This window comes from Paenibacillus terrae (assembly GCF_005217525.1).
Classification (GTDB): domain Bacteria; phylum Bacillota; class Bacilli; order Paenibacillales; family Paenibacillaceae; genus Paenibacillus; species Paenibacillus terrae_C.
Genome location: NZ_PNXQ01000012.1, coordinates 486,756 through 499,925, shown reverse-complemented (window position 1 = coordinate 499,925; position 13,170 = coordinate 486,756). Strand labels below are relative to the sequence as shown.

Genomic DNA, 13,170 nt, shown 5'->3' with positions numbered 1-13,170 from the left:
ATGCCACCAAAGCTGCTCATGGCATCAATTATTGCTATTCGATTATTTCGCTTAATTACGCCCATCACCGCCTCAAGCGGATTCAGAATGCCTGTTGTCGTCTCACAATGGACCATGGCCACATGTGTAATAGCTTCATCCTCAACCAGTTTCCTCTCCACTGCTTGTGGATCTACCTGCGTATTAGCTTCAAATACAAGAGATAGATGGTGAACTTTGAGCACCTTTGCGATTTCCTCGATGCGCTTCCCATACGCGCCATTTTGCAAAATTAACAGCTTGCCTTCACTCGGAATGACAGATCCAAGCGTCGCTTCAATACCGAAGGTGCCACTGCCCTGCATGAACAGAGCGGCATAGTGCTCGTTAGAAGTGCGGCCAACCTCTAATAGTTGCAGACGAATCTGCTCGACAATCGCCTTATACTCATGATCCCAAGTGCACCAATCCTTTAGCATCGCCTCTTTGACCGTTGACGTTGTCGATAAAGGACCCGGTGTTAATAATAAATATGGGTTACTCATAGCTCCTCCAATCATTGCAATTCAGACTTGGGATAGATCGGATTGCTCCACGCTACTCTGCCCGAAGCATCTACACATTCCACTCGTACATATTGCTCATTATTTTGAATGAAATATTCGGCTTCGGTGATGCATTGGCCCGTCGGATCCATTTCAGCCAAGCCATTGTCCGGGAAAGTAATAAAACGAATGCTTCGTACAGGAGAGCACTTGACTTTAAACCTGTCGTTCTCAATGCGAAGATCATGGATCATGGGACCATTGGAGCTATAATAATGACCTGCTTTTATGGCCTCGATAATCGCCTGCTGCTCTAATTGATCGGTCTCTACAGCTATCCAACCTCCATAAAATTCCGATACCACCATATCAGTCGGCCCCCCGTGAGCATCATCTGAGGCGATTGCGTTTACCTGCTTGCCTCGCTTGAGTACATAGTCCCAGTAGGATACACCATAACCTACCGCCTCTTGGATTTCGGATTGGTGATTATAGATTTCGATCGCTGCATAGCCCTCAAGTTTAAGCAAATCCTCTTCCCGATTTTTAGACCATTCGGGATGATTCATAATGACAAGATTTCCTTTGCTCTTCATTTCATCAATCAATTGCTGAATGGTATCCAAGCTCTCATAATCCGGCTTTGCATGTTCCTCATCATGCTGAAAAGGCTTCTCTGCCAACAATGAGCGATCCAAAAGTCCATGCAGATGATACTGCTGACCGGTCGTATTACGTTCCATCTCGCAAGCCATTTCATAGCCGTCCAGCATAATAAACGTTTCCGTGTCATACGCATCGCTATGAAAATAGATCTCATGGTCACTCAAGCACATAAAATCATAGCCCTTAGAGCGATAGGCTTCTATCATTTGCTCTACGGTATACTCGCCATCACTGCGAACAGAGTGTGCATGAATGTTTCCTTTATACTTTTGACAGACAGCATCCAAAAGAACAGCATCTCTCATTGTTGTTCCTCCTCCGCCAAATCTCCCACAAAGATCGGATTAGACCATGCCACTCTGCCCTTCTCGTCCACACATTCGACCCGAATATATTGCATGTCCTTCTGAATCATCATGCTTCCAGAGGTCATCAGCTCACCTGTCTCGTATTGCACGAGGAACGGCCCGCGTTGTGGAAATGCTTTAAACATAATATATTGGCAGGGCGAACACTCGACGTTGACGAACCCATCCTCCACACGATAATCCAGGATCTCAGGTCCAGAACTGGAATAAAACTTTCCCTTCTTTAGTGCATCTATAATCCCTTGCTGCGAAAGCTCCTCCGCCTCGACAGAAACCCAGCCGCCCCCATACTCAGCAATTTTGCTGCTTGGGTCATGATTGTGCGAGTCATCAGCAGCGATCCCAAACACACGCTTGCCATTTTGAAGCGCATGATCCCAGTAGGCCGCCCCATAAGACGAACTTGGCGTCCATTCCGTGGCATGATTGTATATTTCAATCGCAAAAAATCCATCGTACTGAACCATATCCTCGAAACGTGTCAAATGCCATTCCGGGTGATTGAAAATGACGAGATTTCCATGAGCCTTCATTTCATCAATTAGCTTCTGCGGAGATTGTGATCCCTCCCAAGGAATGGGAATCTCAAACGATTGCAAATGATGAAATTGTTCCTTCTCCGACTCTATTGTCGGATCACCCAGCACTCCAAAGTGGTAGCCAGAGTCTTTATCCGGCACGTGATTCAAACCTCCTCTTTCCATGCCTGGCAGCACGATGAAAGAATCCGTATCATATTCAGCCGTACGAACGAATACATCATGATCCGTTATACTGATAAAGTCGTAGCCCTTATCCTTGAACGCAGCGACAACATCCAGCGCCTCTTGCGATCCATCTGACCATGCCGTGTGTAAGTGCAAATTTCCTTTGTACTTTCGTTTGCTTTTATCTAAATACACTGCGTCTCTCATCGTCACCACTCCTGTTATTGTAGTCATCCGTTTACTTAGGAACCTGCTGAAGCACAAAATCATGAACATCAATAAAAAAAATGCTTTTTATTGCTTTTATTTTTATTTATGTTGTTTTTATTATTCTACTGCTAAAAAACAATCAATACAATGCGATCCCAAATATTTAACATAGAGATTACAAATTTAACACAACAACAAACAACAAAAAAAAAGCTAGTAGAGAAGGAATTTCTTCTCTACTAGCTTTACGCCTGAATCAAGCCTCACGTATATGATTCACTCGGCATCATCCATTTTGTATTGGAGTCTTCCAGTCGGGCCTTCCATTCTGATGGAGGCTCCAGTTCCGAAATAACCACATCGACATTCTCGAAGTCGCATATCTTAACCATCGATCGTTTGTACCATTTTGATGAATCCGCCAGAACAATAGACGTTTCCGACTGCTGAATCCATTTGCGAGTTAACGTTGCTTTTTCATAGTCATAGCTTGTAAATCCATGCTCCATCGATAAGGCATCTACAGTTACAAATGCCTTATTCACAAAAAAATCCGACATATTTGCTTCTGCAATAGCACCTGATACACGGAGATGCTTCACACTCACTTCGCCGCCAAGCATAATAATTCGGCCATCGAATTGCTCTCGTTTCTTGAGCTCGATCAAGGACATCATGGCAGAGATTGAGCTCGTTAGAACGGTAACCTGCTGCTTCTGAGATAGATACGGGATAATCTGAAGCGGTGTCGTGCCTTCATCTATAAAGATAACGTCATGATCATCAATTAGTGTAAAAGCAAGATATCCAATTTTCTCCTTCGCCTCTTGGTTAATACAGGCTCTTTCAAACAATGCTGGCTCTACCTCTACCTTCAGCTTGATCGCACCGCCATATACTTTCTTGAGCTTATTCTCCTTCTCCAGCTCATCCAAATCTCTACGAATCGTTTCTGTTGTAACCTCGAACATGCGTGCCAGGTCGCCCGCAATGACCTTCCCATGCTCGTTTAGCATGTTCATAATACTTAGCTTTCTTTCTTCACCCGCGAGAGACATTGCAAATCCTCCTATTCTTCCTAGCTACTATTCCCACGCATTTAGACACTCACTTGGACATTATAAAGATAACGCCGAGGAAGGCGTCTCAGGGACATTCTTAACCAAATTCCGCATCCATTTCTGGGAGCGATAACGTTTATACCCTATGAAGGCCTTACTTATCTCTTCACACAAAAATAATGCATACACCCATTCCGGCGACAGACGGAGCACATATGCCCCAACAAATACTGCCGGTAATGCAATGGCCCATGTTGTAATTAAAATCATACTCATCGTAAACAAATTATCTCCACCTGCTCTAAACATACCGACAATCCATACATTATTCAAGAAAAATGCGGTCATTGCCACAGCCTGCAGCAGAAGGATATTTCCTAAAGAAGTGTGAACCTCCTCACTTAAGTAAGGAAAAATAAAGGACACAAACGGCGAAACCATCATCATGACAACACTAACGATTATACCCGCAATGACCGAAATCCGAGTAAATCTGCGAGCATAATCCAGCGCTTGCTCCTGCTTGTCCTGTCCCAGCTTTTGTCCGATCATCACTTTTGCCGCGTAGGCAAATCCGTGAATCCCCATCATAAAATACCCTTGTAGCGTATTCGCAAGCTGGAATGTAGTCAATGCCGCGATGCTTAATGATCCAAAAGCTACGGCATACAGCATATTTCCGATCGACCACATTCCTTCATGAAACACTAGTGGGGTTATCGTTTTCACCACCTGCTTGCGTAGTATCAGAGGTAAACTGAACAGCTCTTGGAATCGAATATTTAAATAATACGATTTGCAATAAATGAAAACAAACAAAAACAGAAGACTCGTACCTGAAGCTATCAACGTTCCCCATGCCGCTCCTGCAACACCCAGGTTGGGTAAACCCAACTTCCCGTAAATCAGCCCATAGTCGAGTGTAATATTAATCGCCATTGCACATAAACCGACATATAACGTTATCTTAACCTTCCCCAAAGATCCCAGCGCTTGGGCATAAGCATCTCTAATCGCACTGATTACAAAAACAAAAACCATAATCGTGACATATTGAATACCAAGCGGCAGTAGCTCATCGTCCTTAATAAATAGAGAAAGAATCGGCTCCTTCCAAATCCATACTACAACAAATGACAAAAGACTGATGCAAATTCCCGTCAACAGCATAAAACCGAATGTTGCTCGCATAAGCGTATGCTGCTGTTTTCCATGGTACTGGGTTATGTACGCGGTCATCCCGTAGACTGCCGTAAGGATCATCGATAAAATAAAGCTGATTCTGCCCACAGCAGCAGTAACAGCCACCGCCCCATCACCTAGATTGGTCACCATTAGCATATTCACTAACGAAAATGAATTAGCAACAAGCATTTGTAGCACAGAAGGAATAACTAACCCTTTCATCTCCCAAGTAAACCCAGACTTTCTGATCATACCCTCTCCCAAGCATATCCCTCATTCACATTCAAATTGTACGATACCTCGCATGTTTTTCACTTCGTTCTGTTTGTTTAACTATAGTATCATTGTTGTTTTAGTTGCTTTTATGTTGCCTTACTCATCATACATATTGCTTGTCATTTAGTCAATGCATGAGGGAGAGAAATCATGACCTTTACTAATCCTTTAATTTCCATCGCAAAATGTCCACCTATCACAAATAAACTCCACAAACTCACCAAACATGGCTTGATAGTTTCAATGTTCTTCTGCGTTGTATTTTTGAAACGTGTATCATCAAAAAAATCCTGAAAAGCAAATTTCAATAACATAGAAAAGACTACCTCCTTGGTTTAGGAAGTAGTCTATACTTTACAAATTAGTTTTTCACGTAACCAGTTCTCACAATGAGCGAAAATAGCCTAAACTATTTCACAAATGTAAGGGCTGAAAAATTACATCATTCCGCCCATTCCACCCATGCCGCCCATATCAGGCATTGCTGCCTTTTCTGGTTCTGGCTTGTCAGCGATAACCGCTTCGGTAGTCAGGAACATAGCTGCTACGGAAGCAGCGTTTTGCAGTGCGTAACGAGTTACTTTTGCAGGGTCAACGATACCAGCGTCGATCATGTTCACCCAGTCGCCAGTAGCTGCGTTAAAGCCTACGCCAACTTTTTCGCGTTTCAGACGCTCAACGATTACGGAGCCTTCTTCACCCGCGTTAGCAGCGATCGTGCGGATTGGAGCTTCCAGAGCGCGCAATACGATGTTCACGCCTGTTTGCTCGTCGCCTTGCAGTTCAACGGCTGCAACAGCGCTGTATACGTTCAGGAGCGCTACACCACCACCGGATACGATACCTTCTTCAACCGCAGCACGGGTTGCGTTCAGGGCATCTTCGATGCGCAGTTTGCGTTCTTTCAATTCTGTTTCAGTAGCCGCACCGACTTTGATAACCGCTACGCCGCCGGACAATTTAGCCAGACGCTCTTGCAGTTTCTCTTTGTCGAACTCGGAAGTCGTTTCTTCCAGTTGTGTACGGATTTGGCTAACACGAGCGTCGATGTCGGCTTTGTTTCCAGCGCCGTCAACCACAATCGTATTTTCCTTCGTGATACGCACTTGACGTGCTGTACCCAGTTGGTCTACGGAAGCAGTTTTCAGGTCCAGACCCAGTTCTTCCGTAATTACTTGACCGCCTGTCAGGGCAGCGATATCTTGCAGCATTGCTTTGCGACGGTCACCAAAGCCAGGAGCTTTAACAGCTACAGCATTGAATGTACCACGCAGTTTGTTAACAACGAGCATAGCCAGCGCTTCGCCTTCGATGTCTTCAGCGATCAGCACGAGCGGTTTGCCTTGTTGTACGATTTTCTCAAGCAAAGGCAAAATTTCTTGTGTGTTTGTGATTTTTTTGTCTGTGATCAGGATATACGGATTGTCCAGCACAGCTTCCATTTTGTCCGTATCTGTAATCATGTACGGGGAAATGTAGCCACGGTCAAACTGCATACCTTCAACCACTTCCAGCTCCGTTGCAAAACCGCGGGATTCTTCAACCGTGATCACACCGTCTTTGCCCACTTTTTCCATAGCTTCAGCGATCAGTTCGCCTACTTCATCATCAGCAGCGGAAATACCGGCTACTTGTGCAATGGATTGTTTGCTTTCGATTGGCTTGGAGATGGCTTGCAGTTCAGCAACAGCAGCTTTAACCGCTTTGTCGATCCCTTTACGGATACCGATTGGGCTTGCTCCAGCAGTTACATTTTTCAAACCTTCTGTGATGAGGGCTTGAGCCAAAACAGTAGCGGTTGTCGTACCATCACCAGCTACATCGTTGGTTTTGGTTGCTACTTCTTTAACCAGTTGAGCGCCCATGTTTTCGAACGCGTCTTCCAATTCGATTTCTTTTGCGATCGTTACACCGTCATTGGTAATGAGCGGGCTACCGAATTTTTTCTCCAGTACAACGTTACGGCCTTTCGGTCCGAGTGTTACTTTAACAGCGTTAGCCAATGCATCTACCCCGCGAAGCATGGAGCGACGAGCGTCTTCACTAAATTTAATGTCTTTTGCCATTTACGATAAACCTCCCATGGATTATGAATGATTTGTTCGATTCCTATATTCAGGTCTTGTCCGGATTCCGGTTAACCAATGATCGCGTGGATATCGCTTTCTTTCATAATCAAATATTCTTTACCTTCATATTTGATTTCCGTTCCAGCGTATTTAGAGAAGATTACACGGTCGCCTTCTTTTACTTCCAGAGGAATGCGGGCACCGTCTTTCAATGCGCCTGCGCCAACCGCGATAATTTTGCCTTCTTGCGGCTTTTCCTTAGCAGAGTCAGGAAGTACGATTCCGAAGGAAGTCGTTGTCTCTTGCTCAATTGCCTCCACCAATACGCGTTCACCCAAAGGTTTGATCATGAAAAAATAGCCTCCTTATTAAGTGTTTTATTCCGTTATACGGTTGTTATGCTGTATGTGTTAGCACTCGACACTCGTCAGTGCTAACAACCAACTTTATGATACTCAACTTGAGATTGAATTTCAAGTCCCTTATGTATTTTTTATGGGAATTTTTATGGACGGCCCTTCTCGATTATATCCATCCGTCATAAAAATAACCGTTACCTCAGGCTAATGGTTATTTTTATGCAACGAAGCTGCTATCTTTTATGAGCTGTTTTCAAGGCAGCCAAGCTGCTGCTTTTAATGATCTGCTGATTCCTGATCTTCATGTTCGGCAAATTGCCATGCAGCTCCAGAACCCTAAAATACCGTTTTGCACGGAAATTCGGGTTCCTGCCCATTATCGCTCTGGCGCTATACGCAATTGTGCCTCCCGTTCCTCGTCAGCGCGCAACTGTCTGCGATATACCACTGCCGACATGTACACACTCACTTCATACAGTACCAGTAACGGGATCGCCACCAGAAAGTCGGAGATAAAATCCGGGGGAGTTATGACGACAGCAACAAAAACAAGCAGAAAATAAGAAATTTTCCGCCATTTGCGAAGCCTCATCGGAGTGAGTACCCGAATACCTGTCAGGAACATGATGAGCAGCGGTAGTTCAAACAATAAAGCCACAGGCAGCACAATATTAAACATGAAGGTGAAATATTGAGCAATACCGTACGTTTCATGCAGTCCCATGCTTTTGGTGACAGACGAGGTAAACTGAATCGCCATCGGGAAAACAATAAAATAGGCAAAAGCTGCACCAATCACAAACAGCAGCAACACATAAGGCACATACCGCAAAGTCGCATTCCGTTCTTGCGGTCGCAAGCCGGGACTAACAAACTTCCACAGCTGGTAGCATGCAAACGGCAGTGCAACCGCAATTCCGATCAGCATGGCGATCTTCATGTAGATGCCTATTCCGTCCCAGAAGGAAAATGCATTCAGCTGAAAAGCCTGCGCCGAACCGGAGCGAATAAGCCAGTCATAGACAGGACCTGCGGCGAACAAACCACCAGCCAGTGCCAGAACAAATACACTCAGCACATAAATGATCCTACGGCGTAGCTCGCCTAGATGCTCCATGAGCGGCATTTCATGCTCTGGCGGGATCACACTCATTCCTCCTTCCTTGATCGAACGCAGATGCGCCTCCTAAAAAATAAAGCCCTTCCCTGGAGAAGAGGCTCTTCTTGAAATTGTAAAAGCATTAACAATGAAACTAACCTAAGACAACCGTTTATCCTCTGGCTGGGGCTGCACTTCTGGAGCTGCTGTCTGGGATGCCTTGACTACGCTGTCCTTACTGTCTTTGTGTTCAGCCCGTTGGTCTTCAGACAAAATATCACGTGCTCCGTTTTTAAACTCACGGAATGTACGCCCTACAGCGCGACCCAACTCAGGCAGCTTGTTCGGTCCGAATAGCAGCAGCGCCAGAATGATTAACAAAATATAACCCGGTGCTCCGATATTAGGCATGAGTGTTATCCTCCTTATGATGACGGGCAAAAACTACGTACCCTACTTGTCCGTTGTATGTTTCTTGTATGGTTTGCTCGCATACAGTCATGTAAATTCTTACGGATATCATATCACACTCAGCATACTGCCTTCTACCGGAACTGGCCTGTCACCATGAGAAGCGCCTCTGGCAACTGGTCCATAATAGCCGCCAAATTTTCATGCACACCCTTGGGCGTTCCCGGCAAATTCACGATCAGCGTACGCCCCCGGATCCCTACGATGCCACGAAAAAGCATGGCCGCCGGATTTTTCTGCATCACAATCATACGCATCGCCTCCGCCATGCCGGGTACTTCCCGTTCCACGACCCGCCGAGTCGCCTCGGGTGTCACATCACGGATCGCCAGTTCGGTTCCACCCGTCGTCAGCACCAGGTCTGCATGAAAATAATCGGTCATTTCGATTAAAGCCGCAATAATTTCATCCGGTTCATCGGGAACGATCCGGTACTCCACAATCTCTCCGCCCAGTTCTTCTTCGATGAGTTCCCGGATGACCTGTGCGCTTGTATCCTCCCGCTCTCCCCTCGCCCCTTTATCACTGGCTGTCAGGATCGCCGTTTTCCACACCATAAGATCACCCTTCTCCTATCATGAAAGAATACTTTCTCTTCTGAAAATCAGAAACAGCCACGCTGCATCCTCCATCACATCACAGTACCCTCTAGGCGACATGTATGGCTATGTCAAGGCTCCCGGTGGTCCTCCCTTTGAAAATCCCCATGCTTGCCACCTGTTTTCGATTGCAGCATGGTAGGGCCGATGATCATATCTTTTTGCAGCGCCTTGCACATATCATATACGGTTAACGCTGCGGCTGAAGCCGCTGTCAAAGCTTCCATTTCCACACCTGTCTTGCCCTCAGTCTTCACTTCGGCTTCAATATGAAGCACATCATGTCCGTTATCAGAAAACGTAATATTCACGCCCGTCAGGGCCAGCGGATGGCACATCGGAATCCAGTCCGACGTTTTTTTCGCGCCTTGAATCCCGGCGACCTGGGCCACAGCAAGAACATCGCCCTTGCCAATCCTTCCTTCTTTCACAGCCGTGAGCGTAGCCGGATTCATCGTAATCCGCGACACGGCGACTGCTGTACGAACCGTGGATGCTTTGCCCGAAATATCCACCATACGAGCTCGTCCCTGTTCGTTAAAATGAGTAAAGGAATCCACGACTCCCTCACAGCTCCTTTCACATGCCATACTTCGCTTCATTCATCGTTTGTTTTTTCTGACTTTGCAATATCGCAATGTATGGGACCTTCCGGGGTAAAAAGCACATCCACCCTCAAATCTCCCGGCTCCATGGGTACCTGCTCCTGCAATTGTCCCGGCAGCAGCAGCGAAACATAAAGCGGACCTGCATTGCCGTTGTCACACTTCTGCGCCTCTACCTGTACGGTGAAACGATCATAGTAGCCCCCGCCGTAGCCGATTCTGCCACCATGACGGTCAAAAGCCAAACCCGGCACGACAACCCAGTCGATTTCCGACCACATTTCAGGCACCCATTTCTCGCATGTGGGCGCAGGCTCAGGAATGTTCCACATGCCGGGCACGATATCGCCGTGCTGACCCATCTGCCTCAGCTCCATGGTCCGGGTCACCGGGTCCACTCTCGGAGCCAGCACACGGTCCCCCCGTGACCAGCAATGCTCGATAAAGGGAGTCGTAGAAATCTCGCTGCCAAAAGAAAGATAGCTAAATACCGTCAGCCTATCTCCGTTTCTGTCTATTCTAAGCTGCTCCCATGCCTCAATTGCATGCCGACTGGCCACAGCCGATGCCTCCTGCCGCGTCAGCCGGTCCAGGGAATCCCGCGCCTCCCGTTGCTGCAAGCGCAGCGCGTTCTTCACACTACAGACATTCAAAAAATATCCGTCCTCCCGCACAATCGTCGATAATGCTTTAAAACGTTACTATTTGTTCAATTGTCAGTAAATCTTGTACCTTGCAAGCTTTTTTCATTTTTTTTCAGTTCTCGTTTAAGTTTATCATTGTTTATACAAATTGACTACACGCGGCTCAAGGGTTTACTGGGTGATAGCAGTGCAATAGTGGGTATTTTCATGTAAACTGGAAGGCAGACGCCCTGCGGAGAAAGCGGGGAAAACTGTGCATAATGTAATGGAGGAACGATACGCGATGCTATTGCAAGTAACCGGAATTATGAAATCCTATGGAATTGAGCCCGTTCTGGACGGGATTAACCTTCAAATATTGGAACGTGAACGTATTGGACTGGTAGGTGTGAACGGCGCGGGCAAATCAACATTGCTCAAAATCATCGCTGGTGAAATATCCTATGACGGTGGGCAAATTTTCAAGGCGAAGGAAACCAGTATTGGTTATCTGGCACAAAACAGCGGCTTGAACTCCGACCGATCCATATGGGCAGAAATGATGCTGGTGTTCACTCCGCTGATCGAAGCAGAGCGGGAACTGCGGCACATGGAGCAGGAAATCGCTGACCCGGCTAATGCGCAGAACGAGAAGCGCTATGCAGACCTGCTGGAAAGATATGCGAGAAGGTCGGACTGGTTCAAGGATCACGGTGGCTATGAAATGGAGACACGCATTCGCAGTGTGCTTCATGGTATGGGCTTTGGCTCGTTTGCACCGGAAACGCCTGTATCCACACTGAGCGGTGGACAGAAAACACGTCTCGCGCTGGCCCGCATCCTGCTGCTCGCCCCTGACGTACTCATGCTGGATGAGCCGACCAACTATCTGGACATTCAAACACTGACCTGGCTGGAAGATTATTTGCGCGGCTATTCCGGCTCGCTGCTGGTCGTATCCCATGATCGTTATTTTCTTGATCGACTGGTGACGACCATTATCGAAATCGAGCGTCATCGTTCGACCCGGTATACAGGTAACTACAGTCGATATATGGAGCTGAAAGCTGCCGAGTACGAAACTAATCTCAAGCACTATGAGAAGCAGCAAGGGGAAATTGCCCGTCTGGAGGCATTCGTACAACGCAATATCGTACGGGCTTCCACGACCAAACGCGCCCAGAGTCGCCGCAAGCAGCTGGATAAAATGGATCGAATGGATCGGCCGATGGGGGATCTGAAAAAAGCCCATTTTTCCTTTGAAACAGCTTATATGTCGGGAAAGGAAGTACTGGAGGTACGTGACCTCTCCGTCGCCTATGAAGGTAAAAAACCGCTATTTCAGCATGCATCCTTCGACTTAAAACGCGGCGATACCGTTGCGCTGATTGGCCCGAACGGAATCGGAAAATCAACGCTGCTCAAATGCCTGACCGGAACGTTAAAGCCTGCTGCCGGGTCGATTCACTGGGGCACAAAAATCAAAATCGGCCTGTATGATCAGGAGCAAACGAACCTGAACCCGGCCAATACAGTGCTGGAGGAGCTATGGAGCGAATACCCCCATATGGAGGAAGCGCGGATACGCACAGTGCTGGGCAACTTCCTGTTCAGCGGTGACGATGTGCTCAAAAAGGTAGCCACATTAAGCGGCGGTGAAAAAGCCCGTGTCTCTCTCGCCAAGCTAATGCTGCGCGAAGCCAATGTGCTGATTCTCGATGAGCCTACCAACCATCTCGACCTGTTCAGTAGAGAAGTGCTGGAGGCTGCCCTAATCGACTATGACGGCACGCTGCTGTTCATCTCCCATGACCGTTACTTCCTTAACAAAATGGCGGAACGTGTCATTGAGCTTCATCCTGGAGGGATAGAACATTTCCTGGGGAATTATGATGACTATGTAGACAAAAAGCAGGAGCTGGAGGAGATTGCGCAGGAAGCGCTGGAGGCCAGTCAGGCAACACGCAGCAAAGCATCTACTGTATCCGCAACGGATGAGACAACACCCAAAACAGGTGCAGCAGCCTATGCCGCAGACAAACAGGCCAAGAGCGAAGAACGTAGTCGCCAGCGCAAGCTGGAGACACTAGAAAATCAAATCAAAGAGCTGGAAGAGCAAATTACCGGGTTGGAGGTGCAAATGACTCTACCGGAAGTTTATCAGGATTACACAGCGCTTCAGGATATTCAGGCGCAGCTTGACGCACGCAAGCATGAATTGACAGCAACCTACGCATCATGGGAGGAACTGTTAGAAGAATAAGGCATGCTTTAAAATATGGACTTAAAAATTTCACATTTGCTCCATCCGTCTTTTTATACACAAAGATATCCACAGAATATGTGCA

The 13,170-nt window shown here is 46.8% G+C and carries 13 protein-coding genes and 1 pseudogene; 1 reads left to right on the top strand and 13 read right to left on the bottom strand.

Annotation, left to right across the window (positions count from 1 at the left end; genetic code table 11):
* The 13 genes and pseudogenes from C1I60_RS25595 to C1I60_RS12305 all read right to left on the bottom strand — a co-directional run.
* Positions 1–524: pseudogene (locus C1I60_RS25595) on the bottom strand (aminotransferase class V-fold PLP-dependent enzyme); the annotation flags it as partial.
* A gap of 11 nt (positions 525–535) precedes the next feature.
* Positions 536–1,495 (bottom strand): CehA/McbA family metallohydrolase, encoded by a 960-nt coding sequence (locus tag C1I60_RS12360; protein WP_137061972.1) that lies wholly within the window; start codon positions 1,493–1,495, stop codon positions 536–538.
* Positions 1,492–2,472, bottom strand: a complete 981-nt coding sequence (locus C1I60_RS12355) for a CehA/McbA family metallohydrolase (protein WP_137061971.1) — start codon at positions 2,470–2,472, stop codon at positions 1,492–1,494. The genes C1I60_RS12360 and C1I60_RS12355 overlap by 4 nt, the downstream gene beginning before the upstream one ends.
* 266 nt (positions 2,473–2,738) lie before the next feature.
* Positions 2,739–3,533 carry a DeoR/GlpR family DNA-binding transcription regulator gene (locus tag C1I60_RS12350; RefSeq protein WP_137061970.1) on the bottom strand — a complete coding sequence of 265 codons (795 nt, stop codon included), beginning with the start codon at positions 3,531–3,533 and terminating at the stop codon, positions 2,739–2,741.
* A gap of 60 nt (positions 3,534–3,593) precedes the next feature.
* Positions 3,594–4,943: an MATE family efflux transporter gene (locus tag C1I60_RS12345; protein WP_289306524.1), complete on the bottom strand. Its 1,350-nt coding sequence runs from the start codon at positions 4,941–4,943 to the stop codon at positions 3,594–3,596.
* Between the two features lie 173 nt (positions 4,944–5,116).
* Positions 5,117–5,311, bottom strand: a complete 195-nt coding sequence (locus C1I60_RS12340) for a hypothetical protein (protein ID WP_137061968.1) — start codon at positions 5,309–5,311, stop codon at positions 5,117–5,119.
* 123 nt (positions 5,312–5,434) lie between these two features.
* Positions 5,435–7,063 carry a chaperonin GroEL gene (gene groL / locus C1I60_RS12335; protein ID WP_025685232.1) on the bottom strand — a complete coding sequence of 543 codons (1,629 nt, stop codon included), beginning with the start codon at positions 7,061–7,063 and terminating at the stop codon, positions 5,435–5,437.
* 71 nt (positions 7,064–7,134) lie between these two features.
* Positions 7,135–7,416, bottom strand: a complete 282-nt coding sequence (gene groES / locus C1I60_RS12330) for a co-chaperone GroES (protein ID WP_007429271.1) — start codon at positions 7,414–7,416, stop codon at positions 7,135–7,137.
* Positions 7,417–7,801: 385 nt separating this feature from the next.
* On the bottom strand, positions 7,802–8,572 hold the full coding sequence (gene tatC / locus C1I60_RS12325; RefSeq protein ID WP_137061967.1) for a twin-arginine translocase subunit TatC: 771 nt from the start codon (positions 8,570–8,572) through the stop codon (positions 7,802–7,804).
* Between the two features lie 111 nt (positions 8,573–8,683).
* Positions 8,684–8,935, bottom strand: a complete 252-nt coding sequence (locus C1I60_RS12320) for a twin-arginine translocase TatA/TatE family subunit (protein WP_137061966.1) — start codon at positions 8,933–8,935, stop codon at positions 8,684–8,686.
* Positions 8,936–9,069: 134 nt separating this feature from the next.
* Positions 9,070–9,552 (bottom strand): MogA/MoaB family molybdenum cofactor biosynthesis protein, encoded by a 483-nt coding sequence (locus C1I60_RS12315; RefSeq protein ID WP_013309212.1) that lies wholly within the window; start codon positions 9,550–9,552, stop codon positions 9,070–9,072.
* Positions 9,553–9,665: 113 nt separating this feature from the next.
* The gene (gene moaC, locus C1I60_RS12310; protein WP_137061965.1) at positions 9,666–10,154 is read right to left on the bottom strand and encodes a cyclic pyranopterin monophosphate synthase MoaC; all 489 of its coding nucleotides are present in this window, start codon (positions 10,152–10,154) and stop codon (positions 9,666–9,668) included.
* A gap of 38 nt (positions 10,155–10,192) precedes the next feature.
* The gene (locus C1I60_RS12305; RefSeq protein WP_137061964.1) at positions 10,193–10,852 is read right to left on the bottom strand and encodes a 5-formyltetrahydrofolate cyclo-ligase; all 660 of its coding nucleotides are present in this window, start codon (positions 10,850–10,852) and stop codon (positions 10,193–10,195) included.
* A gap of 274 nt (positions 10,853–11,126) precedes the next feature.
* Here C1I60_RS12305 and C1I60_RS12300 point away from each other — a divergent pair, with 274 nt between their 5' ends.
* Positions 11,127–13,085, top strand: coding sequence for an ABC-F family ATP-binding cassette domain-containing protein (locus tag C1I60_RS12300; RefSeq protein WP_137062262.1), 1,959 nt, complete (start codon positions 11,127–11,129; stop codon positions 13,083–13,085).
* Positions 13,086–13,170: the final 85 nt, after the last annotated feature.

Excerpts from the sequence above, each read along its gene's own strand:
- C1I60_RS12360 (WP_137061972.1), bottom strand. The coding sequence starts at position 1,495 with ATGAGAGATGCTGTTCTTTTGGATGCTGTCTGTCAAAAGTATAAAGGA.
- C1I60_RS12355 (WP_137061971.1), bottom strand. The coding sequence starts at position 2,472 with ATGAGAGACGCAGTGTATTTAGATAAAAGCAAACGAAAGTACAAAGGA.
- C1I60_RS12350 (WP_137061970.1), bottom strand. The coding sequence starts at position 3,533 with ATGTCTCTCGCGGGTGAAGAAAGAAAGCTAAGTATTATGAACATGCTA.
- C1I60_RS12345 (WP_289306524.1), bottom strand. The coding sequence starts at position 4,943 with ATGAAAGGGTTAGTTATTCCTTCTGTGCTACAAATGCTTGTTGCTAAT.
- C1I60_RS12340 (WP_137061968.1), bottom strand. The coding sequence starts at position 5,311 with ATGTTATTGAAATTTGCTTTTCAGGATTTTTTTGATGATACACGTTTC.
- groL (WP_025685232.1), bottom strand. The coding sequence starts at position 7,063 with ATGGCAAAAGACATTAAATTTAGTGAAGACGCTCGTCGCTCCATGCTT.
- groES (WP_007429271.1), bottom strand. The coding sequence starts at position 7,416 with ATGATCAAACCTTTGGGTGAACGCGTATTGGTGGAGGCAATTGAGCAA.
- C1I60_RS12320 (WP_137061966.1), bottom strand. The coding sequence starts at position 8,935 with ATGCCTAATATCGGAGCACCGGGTTATATTTTGTTAATCATTCTGGCG.
- C1I60_RS12315 (WP_013309212.1), bottom strand. The coding sequence starts at position 9,552 with ATGGTGTGGAAAACGGCGATCCTGACAGCCAGTGATAAAGGGGCGAGG.
- C1I60_RS12300 (WP_137062262.1), top strand. The coding sequence starts at position 11,127 with ATGCTATTGCAAGTAACCGGAATTATGAAATCCTATGGAATTGAGCCC.